20 protein-coding genes and 2 pseudogenes are annotated in these 23056 nt (G+C 62.3%); 2 read left to right on the forward strand and 20 right to left on the reverse strand.

Annotation, left to right across the window (positions count from 1 at the left end; translation table 11 throughout):
• Nucleotides 1-68 precede the first annotated feature (68 nt).
• The 9 genes and pseudogenes from U5A67_RS24175 to U5A67_RS24215 all read right to left on the reverse strand — a co-directional run bounded on the left by U5A67_RS24175 (nucleotide 69) and on the right by U5A67_RS24215 (nucleotide 5525).
• Nucleotides 69-782, reverse strand: a complete 714-nt coding sequence (locus U5A67_RS24175; protein WP_321816450.1) for a hypothetical protein — start codon at nucleotides 780-782, stop codon at nucleotides 69-71.
• A gap of 41 nt (nucleotides 783-823) precedes the next feature.
• Entirely contained in the window at nucleotides 824-1558 is a 735-nt protein-coding gene (arsH, locus tag U5A67_RS24180; protein ID WP_321816449.1) for an arsenical resistance protein ArsH, read from the reverse strand.
• Nucleotides 1539-1971: pseudogene (gene arsC, locus U5A67_RS24185) on the reverse strand (arsenate reductase (glutaredoxin)). The gene arsH and the pseudogene arsC overlap by 20 nt, the downstream one beginning before the upstream one ends.
• Before the next feature lie 19 nt (nucleotides 1972-1990).
• On the reverse strand, nucleotides 1991-3061 hold the full coding sequence (gene arsB, locus U5A67_RS24190; RefSeq protein ID WP_321816448.1) for an ACR3 family arsenite efflux transporter: 1071 nt from the start codon (nucleotides 3059-3061) through the stop codon (nucleotides 1991-1993).
• Nucleotides 3062-3082: 21 nt separating this feature from the next.
• Entirely contained in the window at nucleotides 3083-3577 is a 495-nt protein-coding gene (locus U5A67_RS24195; RefSeq protein ID WP_321816447.1) for an arsenate reductase ArsC, read from the reverse strand.
• A gap of 10 nt (nucleotides 3578-3587) precedes the next feature.
• On the reverse strand, nucleotides 3588-4082 hold the full coding sequence (locus tag U5A67_RS24200; RefSeq protein WP_321816446.1) for an arsenate reductase ArsC: 495 nt from the start codon (nucleotides 4080-4082) through the stop codon (nucleotides 3588-3590).
• Nucleotides 4083-4091: 9 nt separating this feature from the next.
• Nucleotides 4092-4570, reverse strand: a pseudogene (locus tag U5A67_RS24205) (ArsI/CadI family heavy metal resistance metalloenzyme).
• Between the two features lie 12 nt (nucleotides 4571-4582).
• Nucleotides 4583-4906 (reverse strand): metalloregulator ArsR/SmtB family transcription factor, encoded by a 324-nt coding sequence (locus tag U5A67_RS24210; RefSeq protein ID WP_321816444.1) that lies wholly within the window; start codon nucleotides 4904-4906, stop codon nucleotides 4583-4585.
• 328 nt (nucleotides 4907-5234) lie between these two features.
• Nucleotides 5235-5525, reverse strand: coding sequence for a muconolactone Delta-isomerase family protein (locus U5A67_RS24215; protein WP_205980528.1), 291 nt, complete (start codon nucleotides 5523-5525; stop codon nucleotides 5235-5237).
• A gap of 110 nt (nucleotides 5526-5635) precedes the next feature.
• On the opposite strand from U5A67_RS24215, the gene U5A67_RS24220 reads away from it, so the two are divergent.
• Nucleotides 5636-6601, forward strand: a complete 966-nt coding sequence (locus U5A67_RS24220) for a GlxA family transcriptional regulator (protein ID WP_321816443.1) — start codon at nucleotides 5636-5638, stop codon at nucleotides 6599-6601.
• A gap of 20 nt (nucleotides 6602-6621) precedes the next feature.
• Here the strand turns inward: U5A67_RS24220 and U5A67_RS24225 are convergent, their stop codons facing one another.
• From U5A67_RS24225 to U5A67_RS24245, 5 genes are all read right to left on the reverse strand, one after another.
• On the reverse strand, nucleotides 6622-7863 hold the full coding sequence (locus U5A67_RS24225; RefSeq protein ID WP_321816442.1) for an alpha-hydroxy acid oxidase: 1242 nt from the start codon (nucleotides 7861-7863) through the stop codon (nucleotides 6622-6624).
• Nucleotides 7864-7875: 12 nt separating this feature from the next.
• A complete protein-coding gene (locus U5A67_RS24230; RefSeq protein WP_321816441.1) occupies nucleotides 7876-8799 on the reverse strand; it encodes an SMP-30/gluconolactonase/LRE family protein in 924 nt (307 codons plus the stop codon).
• Between the two features lie 72 nt (nucleotides 8800-8871).
• A complete protein-coding gene (locus tag U5A67_RS24235; RefSeq protein ID WP_321816440.1) occupies nucleotides 8872-10368 on the reverse strand; it encodes an MFS transporter in 1497 nt (498 codons plus the stop codon).
• Nucleotides 10369-10417: 49 nt separating this feature from the next.
• Nucleotides 10418-11119: an RraA family protein gene (locus U5A67_RS24240; protein ID WP_205980523.1), complete on the reverse strand. Its 702-nt coding sequence runs from the start codon at nucleotides 11117-11119 to the stop codon at nucleotides 10418-10420.
• Nucleotides 11116-12117: a hydroxyacid dehydrogenase gene (locus tag U5A67_RS24245; RefSeq protein ID WP_321816439.1), complete on the reverse strand. Its 1002-nt coding sequence runs from the start codon at nucleotides 12115-12117 to the stop codon at nucleotides 11116-11118. The genes U5A67_RS24240 and U5A67_RS24245 overlap by 4 nt, the downstream gene beginning before the upstream one ends.
• A 122-nt stretch (nucleotides 12118-12239) precedes the next feature.
• Between U5A67_RS24245 and U5A67_RS24250 the strand changes: the two genes are divergently transcribed.
• Complete coding sequence (locus U5A67_RS24250; RefSeq protein WP_321816438.1) at nucleotides 12240-13148, forward strand: LysR family transcriptional regulator; 909 nt, start codon at nucleotides 12240-12242, stop codon at nucleotides 13146-13148.
• Between the two features lie 78 nt (nucleotides 13149-13226).
• Here U5A67_RS24250 and U5A67_RS24255 read toward each other — a convergent pair whose 3' ends face one another.
• The 6 genes from U5A67_RS24255 to U5A67_RS24280 all read right to left on the reverse strand — a co-directional run bounded on the left by U5A67_RS24255 (nucleotide 13227) and on the right by U5A67_RS24280 (nucleotide 23034).
• The gene (locus U5A67_RS24255) at nucleotides 13227-14951 is read right to left on the reverse strand and encodes a DUF2235 domain-containing protein (protein WP_321816437.1); all 1725 of its coding nucleotides are present in this window, start codon (nucleotides 14949-14951) and stop codon (nucleotides 13227-13229) included.
• A gap of 25 nt (nucleotides 14952-14976) precedes the next feature.
• Nucleotides 14977-15663 (reverse strand): DUF3304 domain-containing protein, encoded by a 687-nt coding sequence (locus tag U5A67_RS24260; protein ID WP_321816436.1) that lies wholly within the window; start codon nucleotides 15661-15663, stop codon nucleotides 14977-14979.
• Nucleotides 15664-15700: 37 nt separating this feature from the next.
• Complete coding sequence (locus U5A67_RS24265; protein ID WP_321816435.1) at nucleotides 15701-16627, reverse strand: DUF4123 domain-containing protein; 927 nt, start codon at nucleotides 16625-16627, stop codon at nucleotides 15701-15703.
• Nucleotides 16628-16640: 13 nt separating this feature from the next.
• Nucleotides 16641-19148 (reverse strand): type VI secretion system Vgr family protein, encoded by a 2508-nt coding sequence (locus tag U5A67_RS24270; protein WP_321816434.1) that lies wholly within the window; start codon nucleotides 19146-19148, stop codon nucleotides 16641-16643.
• 430 nt (nucleotides 19149-19578) lie between these two features.
• Nucleotides 19579-20913, reverse strand: a complete 1335-nt coding sequence (argG, locus tag U5A67_RS24275) for an argininosuccinate synthase (protein ID WP_205980516.1) — start codon at nucleotides 20911-20913, stop codon at nucleotides 19579-19581.
• A 513-nt stretch (nucleotides 20914-21426) separates the two neighbouring features.
• Nucleotides 21427-23034, reverse strand: coding sequence for a purine-cytosine permease family protein (locus tag U5A67_RS24280; RefSeq protein WP_321816433.1), 1608 nt, complete (start codon nucleotides 23032-23034; stop codon nucleotides 21427-21429).
• Between the last annotated feature and the right edge of the window lie 22 nt (nucleotides 23035-23056).

Below are 23056 nucleotides of genomic sequence, written 5' to 3' on the forward strand. Positions count from 1 at the left end.
TAGATCAGGGGACAATCGATGCCAGATACCTGTCTTTCACCAGCATGCTTCGCCTTTTCAGTTGCGAGCTACTGCGACGTAATGATTCGCGCTACCATCTGCGCCACTATTCGTGTTTGAATCCAGCGGTTCTTCACAGGTAACGCATCGTAATGAGCGGTTGCGACGATCCGGCCGTACCGCAACGTGTCCAAATCGATGATCGACCAATATGCGGTGGGTTCGCCACCACCCGGCGCAATCCTATACTGGACAACGACGTTATAAAGAAGATGAACTTCGCAGATTTCCGGAGCCGCACCTGGACTATAGATATCCGAGATTACACCGCGGTCTTGCAATGCAAGTTGTAAGGTTGACAGGAATCGATCGTCGGCGACCGATGTGTTCAGGTCTATGCATACATGATCGGTCGTCAATCGTGAACCGTTTATATATGCAGCGTCAGTTGGTATGCGCATACATCCAGCCATCACTAGCGTCAAAATAACCGCAGCGATTCTGAAAGAGCATCGTAAACAGATAGCAATGCAGCCTTCCAAACGTGCTGATTGATTTGCACTACTGATATTCAAAGAGTGGATTGGAATCTTTGAGACGGACAACGTATGGGTGACCACATAATTCCTTTTTCGTCGGAATTCGCATGCCTGTTGCAGGACAGTGCAAATCGGCGCGCATTGTAGCGATCCACCGCTTAGATATTGCTTAGGTTTTTCTTTCGCTTCGCCAACGAAACTTTTTAAAACTTTCCCGGACTGGCCACGGCGGCGAGTCGTCATCTGCCCATCCTCTGCAGCGCGTCCGCAGCAACGCATAGAGGTCAGATATCGGTCTGATTCATGCGCCTCGTCAATTCTTCGGCGCTCTCCTTCCGTTCACTGTAACGATCGACCAGATAGGGACCAATATCGCGCGTCAGCAAGGTGAACTTCACCAGCTCTTCCATCACATCCACGACGCGATCGAAATACGCCGAGGGTTTCATTCGGCCGGCTTCATCGAACTCCATGAATGCCTTGGCCACCGACGACTGGTTCGGGATGGTCAGCATTCGCATCCAGCGCCCGAGCACGCGCATCTGGTTGACCGCGTTGAACGACTGGGATCCGCCACTGACCTGCATCGCCGCGAGCGTCTTACCCTGCGTCGGGCGCAACGCGCCCACCGATAGCGGAATCCAGTCGATCTGCGATTTCATGATGCCGGTCATCGCGCCGTGGCGCTCGGGCGAGCACCAGACCATGCCTTCGGACCACAGCACCAGTTCTCGCAGCTCAGCCACCTTCGGATGCGTGTCGGGCGCGTCGTCTGGCAACGGCAAACCGCTCGGATTGAAGGTACGGACTTCGGCCCCCATCACCGTGAGCAGGCGCGCTGCCTCTTCGCTCAGCAGGCGGCTGAACGATCGCTCGCGCAGCGAACCGTACAGCAGGAGGATTCGAGGTGCATGCGCCGATGCTTTCGCCGCCTGAAGGCGCAGGATGTCGGGTACTTGAAACAGCGCCGCATCGACCTGTGGAAGGTCCTTCATGAGATCAGTTACCGGAGCGGACATGCTTGCCCTCCGTATCGATAACGACTTCACCGTCCTCTTTCGTGAACGCGCCGCGTTGAGATTCCGGCAGGATATCCAGCACGACTTCGGATGGACGGCACAGGCGTGCGCCCATCGACGTCACCACAAAGGGACGGTTGATAAGAATGGGGTGCGCCATCATCGCGTCGAGCAACTGGTCGTCGGTCAACGCCGGGTTGTCCAGATGCAGTTCGGCATAGGGCGTGCCTTTCTGGCGCAGCACATCGTGCACGCTCATGCCCGATTGCGCGATCAGCTCCACGAGCTTCTCGCGCGACGGCGGGTGCTTGAGGTATTCGATGACGACGGGTTCAATACCCGCGTTGCGGATCATCGCGAGGGTGTTGCGCGAGGTGCCAGTTAGGGTTGTGATAGATGGTGACTTCGTTCATTGCATTGTTTCCGTTACGTTCAGGCGCACTCGTACCAGTTCCTAGACCGGTTGACGATGCGCACCACGAGCAGCATGACCGGGACTTCGATCAGCACGCCGACGACCGTGGCGAGCGCTGCACCCGAGTTGAAGCCGAACAGGCCGATTGCCGTAGCGACGGCCAGCTCGAAGAAGTTCGACGCGCCGATCAGCGCGGACGGACAGGCGATGTTGTGCTTCTCTCCGACCGCGCGATTGAGCCAGTACGCAAGGGCCGAATTGAAAAACACCTGAATCAGGATCGGCACCGCAAGCAGCACAATCACGAGCGGCTGCTTCAGGATGGCCTCGCCCTGGAAAGCGAACAGGAGCACCAGCGTGGCGAGCAGCGCCGTGATCGACCACGGGCCGATCTTTGCCATTGCCGCTTCGAACGCGGCCTCGCCACGTGACAGCAGCACCTTGCGCAGGATCTGCGCGAGGATTACGGGGATGATGATGTAGAGCGCGACCGAAGTGAGCAGCGTCGCCCAAGGCACCGTAATCGCCGAGATGCCGAGCAGCAGTCCGACGAGCGGCGCGAACGCGACCACCATGATGCTGTCATTGAGCGCGACCTGCGAGAGCGTGAAGAGCGGGTCTCCGCCCGTCAAGCGGCTCCAGACGAACACCATCGCCGTGCACGGCGCGGCAGCCAGCAGGATCAGTCCGGCCACATAGCTGTCGAGTTGCGCGGCGGGCAGCATCGGTGCGAACAGGTGCTTGATGAAGAGCCACGCGAGAAACGCCATCGTGAACGGCTTGACGAGCCAGTTGACCACGAGCGTGACGCCAATGCCCTTGATGTGCTGGCGTACCTCGTGCAACGAGCCGAAATCGACCTTTACCAGCATCGGAATGATCATCACCCAGATAAGCAGCCCAACGGGCAGATTGACCTGGGCGTACTCCATGCGGCCGATCGCCTGAAAGACGCCAGGCAGCACCTGGCCAAGCAGAATCCCTGCGACGATGCAGAGTGCAACCCAGACGGTCAGGTAGCGCTCGAAGAAACTGATGGCCGGCTTAGACGCACTTTTGTTGGCAGCGGCGATGTTGGGGATGTTCATGAAGAACTCTATGAAGAGGGTTCAGCTTTTCAGGATGCCGTCGAGGGCATGCTGAAGCTCGGCATTGTCGAGACTGTCCAAAGGCAGCAAAAGCAGTTGCAGCATCCGGTAGCCGATGGCCTGCCGGGTCAGCTCGAAGGCCTGACGCTTGCCTTCATCGCCACCGGACGCGTTAGACGGATCGGCGTAGCCCCAGTGAACCTTGACGGGGCTCCCTGGCCAGAACGGGCATTGTTCGGCGGCCGCGCTGTCGCAGACCGTAACGACGATCCGCATTTGCGGCGCGCCGTCCTGCGAAAACTCATCCCAGCTTTTGCTGCGATAGCCCTCCGTCTCGACGCCTGCGTTCGTCAACGCTTCGAGCGCGAACGGATTGATGCGGCCGCTCGGTGCGCTGCCGGCACTGTATGCGCGTACGTCCTTGCCAAGCCTCTTTGCCCAGTGGTTCAGCATGCCTTCGGAGAGCACGCTACGCGCGGAGTTGTGCGTGCAAAGGATGAGTACGTTCGTGGTCATGGTGGCGGCCTTATTGCTTGCCGATGTCGCTGACAGCCTTTTTCAGGGCCACGGCATCGAGTTTGGCGAGCGGCAGTGAGAGAAACAATTCGATGCGGCGTTTGAGCGTGACGGCGGCATCGCGGATCGCCGGCTGCTTTTGCTCATCGGGGCCCTCGACCGCAGCTGGATCGGCGACACCCCAATGTGCCGTGACCGGCTGGCCGGGCCAGACCGGGCAAACTTCGCCTGCCGCCTTGTCGCAGACGGTGAACACGAAATCCAGATCGGGAGCGCCATCCGCAGAAAACTCATCCCAGTTCTTGCTGCGGGATTCATCTGCTTCGATGCCGATCTTCTGGAGCGCCTGCAGTGCAAACGGATTGACTTCGCCCGTTGGATGACTACCCGCGGAATAGCCCTTGAAGCGGCCAGCCCCGTAGTGGTTCATCAGGCCTTCGGCCAGGATAGAGCGAGCGGAGTTGCCCGTGCAGATGAACAGGACGCTATAGATCTTGTCGGTCATGAAGGTCTCTCAGCAACAGGCTGAACCGGTCGCTTTGACAGGGATGGCCACAGGCTTGCCACGGGGCGCACAGCAGGTAGACGATTTGGACTACGAAGCGCTTGACTCACGATTTCGCCATATACCGATGCACGATCGAGTGTGTGAAAGTGCTCCGATGCGACTCCCTGCGGATCAACGATCCAGTGCTTGTCGCTACGCGCGTAACAGCAGGTCGTTTCGCCCTGGTCGAGCAGCGTCATGTCCGCTTCCTGTGCACGCTGCGCGAGTTCGGCCAGCTCGCTTGCGTCATCCACCTGAAAGCCCAGATGATCGACACCAGGCTGCGAGCCACGCGTCGAAATCGCAAAGTTCACGCGCGGATCTTCCAGCATCCATTTCGCGTAATCCTTCTCAATGCGCGCTGGCTCTGTGCAAAACAGCTTCGCATAGAAAGCGACACTAGCCGCGACGTCGTCAACGTGGACATGGACGTGAAACCGCTGCATGGATCTTCTCCGTCAGCATTGGCACGAATCGGTGCCGGGTGGGAAGCAGGCCTGCCCCTGGCAGCAGTTTTCGGTCAGAAATCCGAGGACTGCATTCATCTGTTCGTACGCCGCCCGATAGATTAGGCTTCGTCCATCGCGCTCCTGCGAGACCAGCCCAGCGTGCATCAGCTCCTTCAGGTGAAAGGAGAGCGTCGCGTTGGGCACGTCGAGCTGAGCCGCGATAGTGCCGGGGGTCAGGCCGTCCGGGCCGGCCACGACAAGCATGCGGAACACACGCAGGCGCAGATCGTGGGCGAGCGCCGCAAGGGCGCGGATGATGTCTTTCTCTTCCATATTTCCAATATATTAGAAATATAAAGTTAAGGCAAGGAGAACGGGGTTGACTCGACAGGGTCTGGATCTGTGCTGTTCCTTGAACGACCGATTCTCGTTAGATAGCGAACGCTCGACGGTCGTCGCGCGATTGTCCCTCTTGGGTCGCACCCAGCCAATCGCGCCCACCCAATACCACAACTTCGGCACGCAAGCAGACCAGTCGCATGAACTGTGACTGCCTGCGCGACAACCTATGGCGCCATCGCACGCAAATCAATAATTTTGAATACACCGTTGCACTTACTCTGGCGCCCTACAGCTTCTCTCACACCCTACGCCGGCTGCTTCACTTCGGAATCAAACGTCCCAACGGCGCCAGCGGCCCCACCGGCGTCATCTCGAACGTCATGAAACCGCCCGCCGCCAGCGGCAATTGCTGAACGGCCTCGCGCGCTTCCTCGACGCTTTGCGCGTTCATCAGGAAGAACACGCCCGGCCGATCCTGGCGAAACCAGAACTGCTCGATCTTGCCGTCCAGATACAGCTGCAACGTAGCCGGTACTTCCTTCGCCATGACTTCCGGCTGCTGTTCCGGCGAGGGCGGGTTGGTGATCGAGCCAATCGCAAAGACTTTCATGAGTTTTCTCCGTCATTGATGGGTGTTGCGGCATGCAACGGGAAGAAATGTAGCGTTCGGGCCGACAAAGAGGTATCGTCGTAAATGACAACTTTGCGGTCATTTACGCCATGAGAATCTGTGTACTCGCGCTGGAAGGATTGTTCGATACGGGCCTTGCCGTCACGCTCGATGCGCTGCGCGCAGCCAATGGGCTTTCGGCGCGCGCGTTTGGCGGCACGCCGCGCTTCGATGTCACCGTGGTCGGCGTGCGCAGAAGGGTGCGTTCGGGCCACGGCTTGACGATTCCCGTGCAGCCCATCACGCCCGCGCTCAAGCCCGACTGGGTCGTCGTGCCGGCGCTCAACGCCACCACGGCGGAGTTGCTGATTCCGGCCCTCGCCCGCGCCGATGTCGCCGACGCCAAGGCGCAGTTGCTGGCCTGGCGCGCCCAGGGCGCACGCATCGCCGCTTCGTGTATCGGCACGTTTTTGCTGGCCGAAGCCGGTCTGCTCGACGGTCGCGAAGCCACCAGCACCTGGTCGCTCGCGCCGCTGTTCCGGCAGCGCTATCCGCAGGTAAAACTCGACGAAACGCGCATGCTGATCGCCACCGATATCGGCGTGACGGCGGGCGCCGCCATGGGTCATCTCGATCTTGCGCTCTGGCTGATCCGCCAGGCGAGCCCCGAACTCGCGACGCTCGTTTCGCGTTATCTGCTCGCGGATATTCGCAGTTCGCAGGCGGCGTACATCATCCCGAATCATCTGGCGCAGGCCGACCCGCTGATCCAGCGTTTCGAGCAATGGTCGCGCAAGCAGTTGCGCAATGGCTTCTCGCTGCAGGATGCGGCGGATGCGCTCGCAACCAGCCCGCGTTCGTTACAGCGCCGCTGCCAAGAAGTGCTCGGTAAATCGCCGCTCGCGTACTTTCAGGATCTGCGCGTGGAGCACGCGCAGACGCTGCTGCACGGCAGCGGTCTGGATATCGAAGCGATAGCGGCCGAAGTCGGCTATGCCGATGGCGCGACGCTGCGCACGCTGCTACGCCAGCGTCTGGGGCGCGGCGTGCGCGAATTGCGGGCCGATCTTTTGTGACGCTGCCGTGCCGTCGCGGCCTAGCGTAAAGTGCGCGGCCGCAGATTCTCCACACCCAGCGCATCGAGCCGCGTCGCGCCCAGCAAGGCCATATTCCGGCGCATTTCCGCCGCGACGATCGCCAACGCATGCAGCACGCCCGCCTGCCCCGCCACCGCGCCCGCGTAGTTGAACGGCCTGCCGATAAACACGGCGCGCGCCCCCAGCGCGATCGCCATCAGCACATCGCCGCCGCGGCGAAAGCCACTGTCGATCATCACCGTGCACGCGGCGTCGACGGCATTCACCACCGCAGGCAAGGCACGCAACGGCGCAATCGAGCCGTCGAGTTGCCGCCCGCCATGATTCGAGACGATCAGGCCATCCGCGCCCAGTTCGCGTGCGCGCCGCGCATCGTCGGGATCGAGAATGCCCTTCACGACGAGATTGCCGCGCCAGCGCCGCCGGATCAGCCGCAGATGTTCCCAGCTCAGATGATCGCGCGCACCGAAGTCGCGCAGCACGCTCGACGAAAGGATCGGCGCGCCGCGCGTAGTGCGCGAATTTTCGAAATGCGGCATGCCGTGGCGCCAGAGCGTGCGCAGCGCGGTGCCGAACAACCAGCGCGGATGCGTCAGCCCATCCCACGCCAGGCGCGGGCCAGGGCGCAGCGGCGTCGAAAATCCCGCGCGCAGATTGTTCTCGCGATTGCCGGAAACCGGCACGTCGGCGGTCAACACGAGCGTGCCGAAGCCCGCCTGCGCCACGCGATCCAACAGCGCTTCAATCGTGTCGGCTTCGCCCGGCACGTACATCTGGAACCACGCCTGCGGATTGGCGGCCGCAATCTCCTCCATGCGGATCAGCGAAGAACCGCTCATGATCATCGGCACATTGGCGAGCGCGCTAGCCTGCGCCTGAATCAGATCGCCGCGATACGCCGAGAGCGCGCTGATACCCATCGGCGCGATGCCGAACGGCGCGGCGTAGAGATGGCCGAATAAGGTCGTATCGAGCGTGCGCCGCGAGGTATCGACCAGCACGCGCGGCACCCAGGCGTAGTCCTCGAAAGCGGCGCGATTGTCGCGCAGCGAGCGATCGGTTTCGCAACCGCCACTCACGTAAGCGAAGATCGGGCGCGGCAGGTGGCGGCGCGCCGCCGCTTCGAAATCGGCGAGCGACAGCACGCGCGCAAGACGCCGCGGAATGGACGGCGACGTGCCCGTGCGCGGCGCGGAATGATTCGCGAGCGGATAGTCGCTCAGGCTAAAGGCTGCCGTCATGGCGCGCTCGCTTTAAAGCAGACGAGGCAAGGCGATGCCGGGCTGCCCGACATCGGCGACCAGCACCTTGCCGCTGTTCGATTCGGTGATGAAGATCTGGCGGCGTTGCGGCCCGCCAAAGGCAAGATTCGTCACCGTCTCGCCCGCGCACGATTTCACGCGCGCAATGCACGCGCCGTTGGGCGCGAAGACGAACACATGGCCCAGCGAAGCATGCGCGACATAGAGATTGCCGGCTTCGTCCATCGCGAGGCCGTCGGGGCCGCTGGTGCCGAATAGCGTGCAGAAACGCCCTACTTTTGCGGTGCCGCCGCTATCGAGCAAGGGCACGCGCCAGACTGCGTTATCGCGTGTCATCGCCACGAACAGCACGCGGCCGGACGGATCGAGCACGAGACCGTTCGGGCTCACGCCATTCGAAATCAGACAGTCGAGGCGGCCGTCGGGACGCAGACGATAAACGCGGCCCGATGGGTCCTGCAAACCGGTTTGGCCCTGATCGGTGAAATAGATATCGCCGTTTGCCGCAATCGCCAGGTCGTTGCAGCCCTTGAACGATTCGCCGTTGCGCGAGGTTAGCAGGGGTTCTACGCGGCCGCTTTGCGCATCGAGCTGCAGGATGCCGTTGCGATAATCCGCGATCAGAATGCGGCCGTCCGGGTGAAACTTCAGGCCATTGGGCTCGCCGTCGTATTGCGCAACGAGCGTCCATTCGCCTTCGCGGTCGATGCGAAAAATGCGCCCGAAGGGAATATCGACGACATACAAACGGCCTTGCGCATCGAACGCCGGGCCTTCGAGAAAGCTGTCGACGCTCTGGCCTGACTTGTTGGCATTGGCCCAGGCGGAGCCGACGCCGGTCTGACGAAAGCGCTCCGGCATCGAGGAGAAAACCCGCGTTTCAATCACGCGCGGCGGTTGATCGAGATAGAACATGTAGTGCCCTCAAGCGAGGCGAAGCGAACCTGAATTCGAGGCCTGAAAACAAGGCCTGAATTCAGGCCGCTATCAACCCGAAATCTGTTCGAGACTGAGACCCCGTGAACGCGGGCCGAAGAGTCCAATCGTCAGGACTACGACGAACATGGAACCGGCGATCAGCGCGAACACGCCCGGCACGCCCAGATGGCGCAGGAAAAATCCAATCATGAAACCCGAAAGCATCGCGCTGATCCGGCTCGCCGAATACACAAGGCCGATCGCGCGTGCCCGCATGCGGGTCGGAAACAGTTCGGCCTGATACGTGCGGTACGAGAACGTCATGCAGTTGCCCGCCAGCGTCATCAGCAGACCCATGGCGACGAGCAGCATCGGCGCGCGCTGCTGCGCGAAGATCACGCCGAGCACCGCCATCGCCGCCGCGGCGCCGACAATCAGCCATTTACGCTCGACGCGATCGGCGATCAGCATCGAGAGCAAAGGCCCAAGCGGGCTCGCAATTGCGATCAGGAACGAGTACCAGAGGCTGTGCGTGAGCGTGACGCCTTTTTCGGCCAGCAGCGTGGGCACCCAGCTTGCGAACCCGTAATAGCCAATCGACTGGAAGAAGTTGAACACCAGCAGCATGATCGTGCGGCGGCGGTAACGTGCGCTCCAGGGGCTATCGTCGCTGGTGACGGCGGGCGTTGACGATGACGTTGGGGGCGCAACATTCTCGATTTTTGCAGCAGGCAGCGGTTTGCCCGTTGCGCGCTCGATACGACGCTCCAGGCGCGCGACAATCGCCTCGGCTTCCGCGGTGCGGCCGTGCTGGATCAGCCAGCGCGGGCTTTCCGGCAAACCCAGGCGGATCAACCAGACGAACACCGCGCCCGAGCAGCCGATCCACACGACCCAGCGCCAGCCGTCCTGACCGAACGGCGCGATCGGCACGAGTTGCCACGAGAGAAACGCGATGGTCGGAATCGAGGTGTACTGGATCGCCTGCACGAAAGCGAAGGCACGGCCGCGCAGACGCGCGGGCACGAACTCCGAGACGTAGGCGTCGATGGTCACCAGTTCCGCGCCCACGCCAATGCCCGCGACCACGCGCCAGAACACTACCCAGCCCGGCTCGCTTTGCAGCGACATCATCACGGCGGCGAACGTGTAGCACAGCAGCGCGCCGACAAACACGCGCCGGCGGCCCATGCGGTCCGCGATAAACGCCACGCCAATCGTGCCGATAAAAAGCCCGAGAAACAGCGCCGCGACGAACGCCCCCAGACCGCCGAGATCGAATATCGAGGCCGTCGTCTTGCTGAAAATACCGGCCTTGACGAGCCCCGGGCCGATATAGGCCGTGAGGAACATGTCGTAGATCTCGAACCAGCCGCCCAGCGCGAGCGCGCCGATCAAAAGCCACACGGGCGCGCTGGGCGGCAGGCGGTCGAGCCGCGCCGAAATCTGGCGCGCGTGGACCTCGGGCGCCAGTTGAGCCGCCTGCGCGGCGGCGCGGCGAACGTCGCCCGGATCGGACGATGCGCCCGATTCATGCGCGAGCGCGGCTGGGGTGCTCGATTGCATAGCCTTGTCTCCTGTTTTGTTTTTAAGGATGCCTTAACTGCGATCGCGCCTAAACCGGGCAGCCTTTCTTGCGCAGCAGCGCGTTGAAGCGCTCCGGGTCGGCCGTCCCCGATGCATTGGTCGCGCGGATCGTGTCTTCCTTGTCCGCATGCGCGCGCACCAGCGGCAGCAGCGTATCGAGCCGATCGACTGGCACGGCGATCACGCCATCGGCGTCGCCCAGAATCAGATCGCCGGGATTCACGATCATGCCCGCACAGGCGATCGGCACATTCACTTCGCCGGGGCCTTCCTTGCTCGGGCCGCGAAACGTATGGCCGCGCGCGTAGACGGGAATGCCGCCTTCGGCCCACTCGGCCAGATCGCGGATCGCGCCGTCGATCACAAAGCCGCCAATCTTTTTCGTGAGCGCCGAGGTGCGCATCAGCCCGCCAATCAGCGCCTGGGTCAGGTCGCCGCCGCCATCGACGACGATCACATCGCCGGGCTGCGCCAGTTCGATCGCCTTGTGAATCATCATGTTGTCGCCGGGACGCACACGCACCGTGATGGCCGGGCCGCACATCGTCAGCGAGATCGAGTGGTGATAGGCGTTGAGCCCGTAGGCGCCGGTGCTGCGGCCCATGCAATCGCCCGCGTGCGCGACCGGCACGCTGCGGAACGCCTCGATCTGCGCCGCGCTCGGCAGTTGCGTGCGTTGGCCGACGAAGAAACCTGCGGGCCAGCCGGCCCGATCCTGAAGTGCGTTCATGCGATGACCTTTGAATCAGCGTGAGAAAGAGTGAGGGCGGCGGGGTTCACGCAGGCGGCGGCGTCGAGCGGCTCGCCGCGTAGGTAGCGCAGACAGGTTTCGGCTGCCGACACCGCTACGGCGTCGAGCGCATCCGGCGTCGAGCCGCCCACGTGCGGCGTGAGCACCACATTGGGCAGCGCGGCGAGTGGATCGCCAGCGGGCAGCGGCTCGTTGCGGAAGGTGTCGAGACCGGCAGCCGCGAGCTTGCCGCTGCGCAGCGCATCCACGAGCGCGCTTTCGTCGATGAGTTCGCCACGCGCCGTGTTGATGACGATCGCGCCATCGGGCAAACGCGCGATGGCCTGCGCATCGAGCAGATTGCGCGTGTGTGTGTTCACGGGGCAATGCAGGCTCAGCACATCGGCATGGGCGAGCAGATCGTTCAGCGAGCGTTCGAGCGTGACGAAGGGCTGCGCATCGGCCGGCTTCGCGACAGGGTCGAACGCGCGCACATTCATGCCGAGCGCGTGCGCAATCGCCGCCACGCGCTTGCCGATCTGCCCATAGCCGACCAGACCGAGCGTGCGGCCATGCAACTGACGGCCATCGCCCGTGCGGGTCCAGCGGCCCGCGCGCAGCTCGCTGTCGTAGAAGTTGAGCTTGCGCGCGGCGGCCAGCATCAAGCCGATCGCCAGTTCGGCGACCGAATGCGTATTGGTGCCGGGCGTCGTGAACACGGGAATGCCGCGCTGCGTGGCGGCATCGACATCGATATTGGTCACGCCTACGCCGTGTTTGCAGATCACACGCAGCGTTGGGCAGGCCGCGATGGCCGCGCCGGACAGATCGACGGTGCGCGAAATGACCGCGTCGATCGGCTGCGTCGCGAGAATGTGCGCGACCTGTGCGGCGTTCTGGGCGTCGTCGATATAGACGGTCTCGCACTGCGCGGCCGCCAGCACGCGCTGGCCAGCAGGTGCGAGGCGCGGCGCGGTGACGAGGATGCGAAAGGCCATGCTGGGTGTCTCCTTGTTGATCTCGATGGCGTGGTGCTGCCTGTCGTCATTGTTGACACCGCGACTCATAATGTCTATTTTCGTTTTTTCATCTTTCCATTCCTGTTAGCTATGGATTCGACATGGTCATGAACCTGCAGGTGCGCGATTTGATGTATTTCGCGAAGGTCGCGGAGTTGGGGCATCTGGGGCGGGCCGCGGAGGCCTTGCATGTGACGCAGCCGGCTTTGTCGAAATGTATCGACCGGCTTGAGGAGACTTACGGAGCGGCGCTGTTCGAGCGCAGCGGGCGCGGGATTCGTCTGACCGATGCGGGGCGGCTGTTGCAGGAACGCGTGCGGCTGGTCGAACGCACGCTCGATGAAACGCAGCGCGAGATTGCTTCGCTGGGCGCGGGGTTGTCGGGGCTGGTGAAAGTGGGTGCGGCCGCAACGATCGCCGAATTCATCATGCCGACGGCCTGCCGCGTGTTGCACGAGGAGGCGCCGGCTGTTGTGGTGGAGTTGCAGATCGGCATGAACGATGTGCTGCAGGAGGCGTTGCGCAAGCGGCTGCTGGATGTGGTCATTGGGCCGCTTGGGGCGCATGACGAGGCGTTAGTGCAGATTCCAATTCTCGCCGACGACGTGGTGGTGGCGGCGAGTGCTTCGCATCCGCTGGCCGGCAAGAAAGCGTCGCTGGAAGCGATGGCCGCTTGCGGGTGGGTGCTGCCTGCGCAGTCGGTGGCAACCAGGCAGTGGCTCGAGGGCGTGTTTGCGGCTCATGGGCTGCCCGCGCCCAAGGCTGCGGTGATGACCAGTTCGATTGCGGCTGTGCCGAGGTTGATTGCCGAGACTGGGTTGTTGAGCTTTATTTCGCGGCGGAATCTGGAGGCTGGGCGGTTTACGCCTGCTTTGGTGGAACTGCCCAATCCCGCTACGACGATGACGCGGGAATTTGGTGTCGTGCACCGGAATGATGGGTATCTTTCGGCAGCGGCGCAGCGGTTGGTGGAGATTGTGCGCGCACAAAATGCCACGCGTCCCGCTTAAGACGAGACACCGCAACGCCCCGGCTGAAAGAGAAAGAACCAGCGCCCAAAGGCGCCAGTCCCATTTGCACTGCTGTCCTTATGCCGCCGATGTCGCGTCGGCCAGCGAAGCCTGCCCCGTCGTCGCCGGTTGGTTGCTGGCCAGCTGAGCATCCGCCGTTGCGCCCGTTTGCGACGACTTTGCCGGATCGAGCATCGCAGCTTGCGTCGCGGCCTGCTCGGCCTTGTCGCCTGCATAGGTCCAGTACAGAAACTTTTTGTCCCGCTTGCCCATGAAGTAGCGGCGGCTCGTTGTCCAGCGGCTCGCCTCGGCGAAGCTCACGTAGCTGTCCGCCATCTGGTTCTTGAAGCCTGCGATTGAGTCGTGCACGTAGAGGTCGAAGAAGCGGTCGAACTTCTGGCGCAGTGCCGGATCGAGGCCGCCGAGCCAGTTGCCGTTGACACGAGTCGCCGCATCAATCGCTTTCATCTGGTCGGAGATAGTCGACGTCAGGAAACCACCGGCCATGCGACGGATTTGATCCGTGTCATCGTTCCATTCCGCGTCCGTGATCGCCATGTAGTGATCGACGCCGCCGGGCGGCTTCAGACGACCGTCGTGCAAACGCCGGCTGCGGCTTGCACGCCATTGGTAATAGCGGTTCATGTGCCAGATGACGTGCGTTTCCAGGCGGGAACCGCCCGGTGCAGGACCGCTCGCCTGTTCGTTGCCCTGGGCCATATAGACATTCCAGAGGTCTTCCAGCTCGGGAGAAATCGCAAACAACGCGCCGGCTGTCTCCATCACCTGCGCCGGGGGCTTAAGCGGCACACCGGCCTTCCATGCCTCGATATACAGGTTATTCAAGGGCACATTGGCCAGTTCGTTGGTGCGCCCTTCCTGGCTATTGCTCGTGTAGCCACCGCCGACATCGGAGTGCATGCCGGGGTAGTACGTTTCCACACAATTCGACGGGACTGTTTGATCCTCGCGCACCGAATCGCTGGGAAATTTCTCGCGGCACTCGTGCGAAGCAACGAAGTGAACGCACTGACGGACGTAAGCGGGAATGCGCAGGTCGTTGGCCCATGCCGCGTGTCCGCCTTCATCGACGAAGCCATAGAGAGCCCCGCCCAACACCGGCCCAAGGCTCCATTCCAGGTTCGACTCGAGCTTGCTGCCGCCAAACCCGGTCGAAGCAACCGTGTCGAGAATCCCCAAGAAGTAAACCACGACCTCGGGGCGCGTTCCGTTCATGTTCTTCTGTCGCCACCACAGCTTATTTCCTTCTGCTTCGGCCAGATGTTCGGTCAGCATGCGCACGAAGGCCCGCGCTTCGGTTGCGCCGCGCGAGAAGCCGAACACCGAAATATTGATCTGGCTGACAGCCGGCATGTGAGTGCCGACGTGTTTGTTCAGTTCATTGAGCATCCAGCGAAGCCGCAATTCGCCTTTGCGCGCCGAAGCCATCCCGAGCGCCTTGTCCAGGCCGCCGCCCGAATCGCCGACCTTGGCGCACGGCGTGCCAACACCCTCGATATAGCGGCGCACGGTTCGCGGCATGGCCCCGTCTTCGACGTGCGCAAACTGCCAGAGCTTCGCGATATTGCTGTACTGGACCGCGTCGGCCTTCGTCGAGCCGTTGCCGTCAGCCTGGAAGTTATTGCCCGTACCGTCAAAAAATGCCGAGAACCACACCGGCTTGGGGCACACTTTGCAATTGTCTTTGTCCGACGAGTCCAGCGCCTCGCGCTGTTTATTGCGAGTCTGGCTGTCCCTCGGCGTCAGGTCGGTGATGCGTCGGATGATGGGCGCATTGCTCATTGTTTTACTCCGTGCGGATGCCCATTCAGTTCCAGTGAACGGGCTTCTTGCGCCCATAGAGCGGATTGGGTATTTCCTTCAGGCACGCGCGCCCGCTCAGCTTGGGCTGCTCGTTGCGCCGGGCGATATCGACCTTTACCGGCTGACGGTCGATCACGAAATTCATGTCGCCTTCAACACGCCCGTCGGGAAAGAAGTGCAACAGAATGCCGCTGGTCTTATCCTTGAGGGGCGGTTGCGTAATGGTGATCTCCCCCTCGCACCAAGCCGTACCGGGTTCGGATTCCCGTTGGGTGTACGCGTCGTAGTTCTTGCTCGATGCGTACAGCTTCGCATCGACCACGCGCTGCCACCACACCTTCATCTTCAGCGGCGTTTTCCAGCGGAAGTCCCAGGCAAGACTGGGCTGACCGCCTGGCCCGCCTTCCCATTGCGTAAAAGACTGCGGCGTGGCGCTCGCGCCGTTGGCACTCGCCGCATCGTCGAGGCTCTTTGCATTGAGCGGCAGCAGATAGACGCCGTAAATGTCGTAGTCGGTGTAGTTGTACGAACCCGCCGTAATGATGTCGATATTCAGATCGTCCCACTTGCTGTCGGCACTCGTGCCGAAGCTCTTCGGCTCGCCGCTGGTCGAACCGCGACTGCATGCCGAAGCAGCGAGCGCCATGGCCGTCAGTACCGTGAGGCAGGTGTATCGGGTAGTCAGTTTCATGGAATGTCGGCGGCGTCCCGTGGACGCCTGATTCGTTTTAATTTGCTGCTTCGGTCTGAATGCCGGGCTGCGTTTCGGCTTGCATGCGCGCCCATTCGCCGGGCGGCACGAGTGCGAGCGCCTGCGCGAAATCCAGCCCTTCATCGAGCGCGGCGATCATGGGCTGCACGGCAGGAAGTTCGTCGAAACGCGGTCCGTAAGTTAACGCCAGTTCGTACCAGGTGAGCAAAGACGCCAGGCTGTCCTCGCCATGCGCGCGGAACCGATCGAGCTGCTCGCACACGAAGTTGTACTGGTTTGCCAGCGGAACACGTTGCATCAACGAGGCGAACTCGCTACGCAGGCGTTCGAGCAACGTGTACGGATAGCAGGCGGCGAGCAGATCGTCCTCCTGCTGTTGCGACAATTGCAGCGGAAAGCTGGCGGCGGCGGCGAGTTCACCAGGCTTGCACGCCGCCTCGATGCGCGCCACGCTCAGGTTCCGACGCGCGTCACGATAAATCCAGCCGTGCACACCGCGCGTGAGCCACGCAACATGATCCGCTGGCAAGATGTCAAGCCAGAACGGCAACACACGCGGATCGAAGAAACGCATCAGCATCGTGCTGTCCATCTGCTCGAGCTGCACATCAAGCATCGGCGTGAGATGCGCGGCCAGCGCCCCGAGCGTGAGCGGCGAAACGATCACGCTCGAAGCGTCCCAGACGATGCCGCCATCGTCTGCCTCATCCCCCTCTTCCTCCAGCGGCAACTCGAACAGCAACGGCCCAACTGCCTGCGCGTCGAGATCGGCATTCGCCAGCAGTGACAGGGCTGCAAACGTCGGCCAGCGTTCCCGCTGCGCGACGTTCTGCGTTTGCAGCAACGCGCCATCGACGAGTACATAGGCGTGCAAGCCTTCCCCACCCGCGAGGACCGTATCGATGATCCGGCGCGCCGGACCGGTTTGAATCTCGAACGTCATGCGTGAACTCCCCTCAAGCCTTGGCTGCGAAAGGCGACGCCATCGAGGCCGCATTGACCATGCAAGGCGCGCAGGGCGTGCCCGGCAGCGCCTGTGCCGGAACGGGGAGGCTGTCAGGGCCGACGAAGCCGTGCGACGCGGCGTGCGTCGTGAATGCGCCGTTGGTGCCGTGGGTGATGCCGGCGCTATTCCAGCGCGTATAGCTGGTGCCGCCGTTGATCAGGACTTCTTCTTTGGCGGTCAAGGTGATTCGGTTGGCGTCGACCTTCACGTCGAGCTTTGCCAGCACGTTGATGGTGTTCTTGAGCGCCTGAATGTCGATGTCCGCAGCGGCGGCGACCAGCTTGATGCCCTTCTCGAACGCGGCCACGCGCACCGCGTCGTGCGCGCTGACCAGCATGCTCTGGCCGGCTGCGATACTCGTGTGCTCGCCGCTCGTCAGCGCGATATGCCGGTCGCTGGCGAAGTGCGTCGAACCCGAGGTCGTCGTCTCGATACCCGCAGGGCTGGCCAGTGTCAGATGCGGTTGCGCGAACTCGGGAAATTCACCCTGTTGCGGATTGCCGCCGCTGCCGCGCAGCGCTTCGTTCTGCGTCTTCAGGGCATCGCGCACCGCATCCTGATCGCCGCTCTGCTGCGCCTTCACTTCATGTGCCGATCCCGACAAGGTTCCGTGCAGATCCTGCGCCTTCGCCAGGCGCGCGGTCGTCTCGCCCATATCGGTTGCGTGCGCTCGGGCTTCTGGGCGCGCTTCGCTGGTGATCAGCAAACCTTTGGCCGCACGCACGGCGCCGTGCGCATCGGTGCGCAGTTCGAAGCCGCGGGCGCGCTGGTCGGTGCGCCCTTGCGTATCGTCGATGCGCACGTTGTGGCCAAGCGTCAGTTCACTGGCATCGGTGTCGCTGCGCAACTTCAGTTGCAACTGCTGCGCCGTATCGTCGAGCAGGATGTGATTGGAGCGCCCGCCGGCCTGGTTGCCGGCATCGGCGGACAGTTCGCGGCTCCGCAGGCCTGTGAGCACGTGCTGATCCGGCAGCGCCCAAGGCGGCATGCGGTTGCCGTTGTACGTGGTGGCCGTCACGATCGGACGATCGGGATTACCGTCGAGGAACATCAGAACCGCTTCGCTGCCCACGCGAGGATGGGCCACCATGCCCTTCTCGCCGCCCGCCCAGCCGGAAGCCACGCGAATGCGCGCGCTCTGCTGCGTGGCGCGATCCCAATGAAAGATCACACGCACGCGGCCGTATTCGTCGACATCGACGCTGCCTGCGTCGCTGTTACCGGCAATCGTCGCCGTTTGAGGCGCCTGGATGCGCAGCGGCTCGCTGTTCAGGTCGCGTCCTGGACGCCACGGCGTGTCGCGGCGCAGGGCCGTGAAGCGGTTGCGGTACTCAGGTTTGCCCCCATCGGCCTGCAGATAGTTATTCGAAGCTTCGTGATGCGCTTCGAGAATCAGATATTCGTGGTCCTGCGCGCGCGCCAACGCGGCACTGAAATGATCGGCCAGCTCGAACCAGCGCCCCGGCATAATGCCGTGATGGTTGCCGACGGCTTCGAAGCGCTGTGACGCCGCCTCGATCTCTTCCATACGTAGCCGCGTGACGGCGTCGCCCGCCTGGGCTTCCTTGCTGAAGCCGTAATGCCCAACGTACTCGTGATGATCGACCGCAGGCGCCACCCCGGAGGCTTGAAGCGTCGGAAGTTGCGCATGGGCCGCGCGTGGCGATTTGAAATCGAACGCCGTGGCGCTATAGCTACCGGCCGACAAAACCCGCTTGCCCGACCAGCTGGAAATGGCGTCTTCCTCTTGAGGGCCGCCATGCGACTGGAAGCGGATCTGCGCAGACGCGCCATCGACCGGATTGCACTGCACCGTGCTGTCGTCGCCGATGACGAGCCGCATGCCCTGCTCGCCGTGCTCCCACCAATATAGATAGCCTGCAGCTTCGAGATGACGAACGAGGTAATTCCAGTCGCTTTCGCCAAGGCCACCGCCCTGCACGTTCATCGTTCGCGACGGATCGTCGCCGCGCACGCGCCACTCCCACGCGGGAGCGAGAGCCGGATAGTCGGCGAGGATCGTGGCGATCTGCTGCTGCAACGGCTGCGCGAGAAACAGGCGATTGTTGATACGGGTCTTGAGGAATTCGCTCCAGGGACGCAGCACCGCGCGATATTGCGCAATCGAAACGTCACTGCCAACGAGCGCAAATTCAGTGCAATAACCGCTGAAATAGCGCGCACCGCCATCGGGACGCACGAGCGAAACGGCCAGCAACTTGCCGAGCATGTCGTCGAGCATCACGCCGGCTTCGTTGCCGAGCAACGTCAGCTCGAAACGAAAGTCGATACCGAGCCCTTCATGAGCGACGAGCCTCTCGACAACGAACGCGACCGTGCGACGCCGGCCATACGAATCAACGGCTGAAGGGGCGTCGTCGTGTGGAAAGCTCAAGGCGAGCAGGCGCTTGTCCTGCATGAAAAACGCACCGTGCGCAAACGCGGACAGATCATTCATGGTTGCATCAAGAGTGGTCAGGCTATGCCACAGCGAACTGCCAAGGCGCCGTTTATTAATGCGCCGAGAATATCTTACGAATCTGATTACAGCAATGCAGAAAGTCTTTTTAGTGTAAGAATTAAATCAGGCATTGGAAGCACAGACTGGAAACTCTTGATCGGAAAAGTAAATAATGCCGCAATACGGAAAAGAATAAATCCGTCCGGAAACTATGACCGGCGTTCTGATGCACCATGAATTAGCGCTTCAACAATGAAAGCGCATGTTGATCTTCTGGATTGAGTGCGCCTTTTGTTTTGATATGGCAGCTTGCGCCTGGATAAGCACCATTCCGTGTCATCGAGCCGCAGCACCAAAGCGCCAAAAACAAAAAAAGCCCGCTCCGGCATCAAACCGGAGCGGGCTTTTTTAAAACTACGAGACTGCCTTATTCCTTATCGGTCTTCAGCAGGGGCAGCGCCGAATCATCGCCGCCTTTCAGCAGACCAACCTGCGAGTACACGCGCAGCTTGTCGCGCGTGTCGGTGATGTCGAGGTTACGCATCGTCAGCTGGCCGATACGATCGCGCGGCGAGAACGTCGATGCCACCTTCTCCATCGACAGACGTTCCGGCTGGTACGTCAGGTTCGGCGACTTCGTGCTCAGCAGCGAGTAGTCGTTGCCGCGGCGCAGTTCGATCGTCACTTCGCCCGTGATCGCGCGTGCGACCCAGCGTTGCGCCGTTTCGCGCAGCATGATCGCTTGCGGGTCGAACCAGCGGCCCTGGTACAGCAGACGGCCCAGACGGCGGCCGTTTTCGCGGTACTGCTCGATGGTGTCTTCGTTATGGATGCCCGTGACGAGACGCTCGTAAGCGATGTGCAGCAGCGCCAGACCCGGGGCTTCATAGATGCCGCGGCTCTTCGCTTCGATGATGCGGTTTTCGATCTGGTCGCTCATGCCCAGACCATGACGACCGCCAATGCGGTTGGCTTCGAGCAGCAGTTCCACGGCGTTCGGGAAGGTCTGACCGTTCAGCGCGACCGGCTGGCCTTCTTCGAAGCGGATCGTCACTTCTTCGCGGTCGACCTTGACGTCGTCGCGCCAGAACGCCACGCCCATGATCGGGTTGACGATCTTGATGCCCGATTCCAGGCTTTCCAGATCCTTGGCTTCGTGCGTCGCGCCCAGCAGGTTCGAGTCCGTCGAGTAGGCTTTTTCAGCCGACATCTTGTACGCGAAGCCTTGCTGGTTCATGAACTCCGACATTTCGGCACGGCCGCCGAGTTCGTCGATGAAGGTCTGGTCGAGCCACGGCTTGTAGATCTTCAGATCCGGGTTGACGAGCAGACCGTAGCGGTAGAAGCGCTCGATGTCGTTACCCTTGTAGGTCGAACCGTCGCCCCAGATGTTCACGCCGTCGTCCTTCATCGCGGCGACGAGCATCGTGCCGGTCACGGCGCGGCCCAGCGGCGTCGTGTTGAAGTAGGTGACGCCGGCCGTCGAGACGTGGAATGCACCGCTTTGGAGCGCGGCGATACCTTCGGCGACGAGCTGCGCGCGGCAGTCGATCAGACGTGCGCCTTCTGCGCCGTATTCGGTCGCGCGGCGCGGGATCGCGTCGTAATCTTCTTCGTCGGGCTGGCCGAGGTTGGCGGTGTAGGCGTAGGGCACGGCGCCCTTCTTGCGCATCCAGACCAGTGCGGCGCTGGTGTCAAGGCCGCCGGAAAACGCGATGCCGACTTTCTGGCCGGTCGGAAGAGATTCGAGAATCGTGCTCATGGTTGTTCATCCAGTCGATGCATTGACCCGCCGCCACGATACCGCGACGAGTGTGAAAAGTGGTCGAGCCGCGCAGGTCGGACCGCGCAGGTCAAGCCGCGCCGGTGCTGCCTGTGCCGGACATCGCGCAGTGGCTGCGGAAACCGGTCGCGCAAGCCTTCTAGTTTAGCCGATCGCGCCCTGCCCTCCAGCGCCAGGCCCGGCGCCCGGGCGGTCCTGCCGCCGCGTCGATGCGTCCCCATCAGGCCTTCCGCGCCAGCGAAGGCAGCGGAAAAAGGCCGGGATCGGCACGGCGATCCTGCACGGAACGGGAGATTTTAAAGCCTTTCGGGATTTTCCCGAACCATTTCAGCGGATTTCGGGGAAAACAGGCGCTCTGGAGGGTCTTTTCCAGCCCGAAACGGGCCGATTCGAGAAGGGGCGCGATCGCCGCACAATGCAAAACGGCCGACGCTCAAGTGCGTCGGCCGTTCATTTCCCCTGTTTTACCTGCGCAAGCGCGGCTTACTCGGCTTACTCGGCGTACTCGCGCACCCCCTGCACCGAACGCATGCCAGCCGTCTCGTGTTCGTCGCGCTGATGGCCGGTTTTCGTCACGGCTTGCGTCACCACGCGCGCCGTCACCGGCGTCACCTTCGCCGCCGCAGCAGCCTTGCCGCCGCGCACGAAGCGTCGGCCTTGCGGACCGTAGACGCCATCGGGTTCCGGGAACATCCACAACAGCGCCAGATACAGCAGACCGCCCACAACAAACGACACCGGCACACTCAGATCGCAGCCGCCCGCAAGATTGCCCAGCGGCCCGACGAACTGGTCCGGCAGGTTCACGAACGACAGACCCAGGAACGCCGCCGGCAGCCACGCGCCCATCGCGCGCATGTTCCAGCCATGCGTGAACCAGTAATGACCGCCGCGGCCGCCACGATTGAACACCTGCAGATCGTCGCCGAGATAGAAGCCGCGGCGCTGCATATAGCCGATCACCATGATCGCCATCCACGGGCAGCTGAACGTGCAGATCAGCGTCGAGAACGTCGACACGCTTTCCACCAGATTGAACGCGAAGCGGCCGATAAAGATGAACGCAATCGCCAGCGTACCGATCAGCAGCGTGGCGCCGACGCGGTTGAGGTACTTGGGGAACATGCTCGACATATCGAGGCCCGTGCCGTAGAGCGCGGTCGTGCCCGTCGACATCCCGCCGATGATCGCGATCAGGCACATCGGCAGCAGGAACCAGCGCGGCGACACAGCCAGCAAACCGCCCACGTAGTCGTTCGAGGTGATGAAGCTCGGTGCGTGCGTGGCGATGATGGTCGCCGTCGCGAGGCCGAAGAAGAACGGCACGAAGGTGGCGATCTGCGCGGCGTACACGGCGCCCATCACGCGATATCGCGGCGTGGTCTGCGGAATGTAGCGTGCCCAGTCGCCGAGCGTCGAGGCGAACGACACCGGGTTGCTCAACGCCACCAGCACCGCGCCGATAAACGCGGCCCAGAAGCCCGCGCTGCCCTGATGGAGCGTGCCGGCGTAATGCACGTCGAACGTGCCCTTGAACGCAAACGCGCCGACCACGAACATCAGGCTCGCGGCCCACACGGCGATCTTGTTCACCCACAGCATGAAGCGGAAGCCGTAGATGCACACGACCAGCACGAGCACGGCAAACACCATGTAGGCGATGCCGAGCGTCCAGCCGTTCTGCGGCAGGCCCACCATGTTGTGCGCGCCACCCACGAGCGCATCACCCGAACTCCACACGGCGAGCGAGAAGAACGCGACAGACGTAAGAATCGCGAGGAACGAACCGACGATCCGGCCATGAATGCCGAAGTGCGCGCCCGACGAAACCGGGTCGCTGGTCCCGTTGCGCGGGCCGAACGAGCTCATCGGCGCGAGGATAAACGTGCCGGCCAGCACGCCGATCACGATCGACCACAGACTCGCCTTGAACGACAGGCCGACGAGCACCGGGAACGCGCCCAGCACCGAAGTCGAAAAAGTATTGCAGCCGCCGAACAGCAGCCGGAAAAGATCGATAGGTCGTGCATAGCGCGACTTGTCGGGAATACGCTCGAAACCGAAGGTCTCGATCTGCGTGATGCTGGTGTTGTCTGCCATGGTGTCTCACTCCTTGGGGCTT

Source organism: Paraburkholderia sp. J69-1 (assembly GCF_905220255.1).
Taxonomy (GTDB): Bacteria; Pseudomonadota; Gammaproteobacteria; order Burkholderiales; family Burkholderiaceae; genus Paraburkholderia.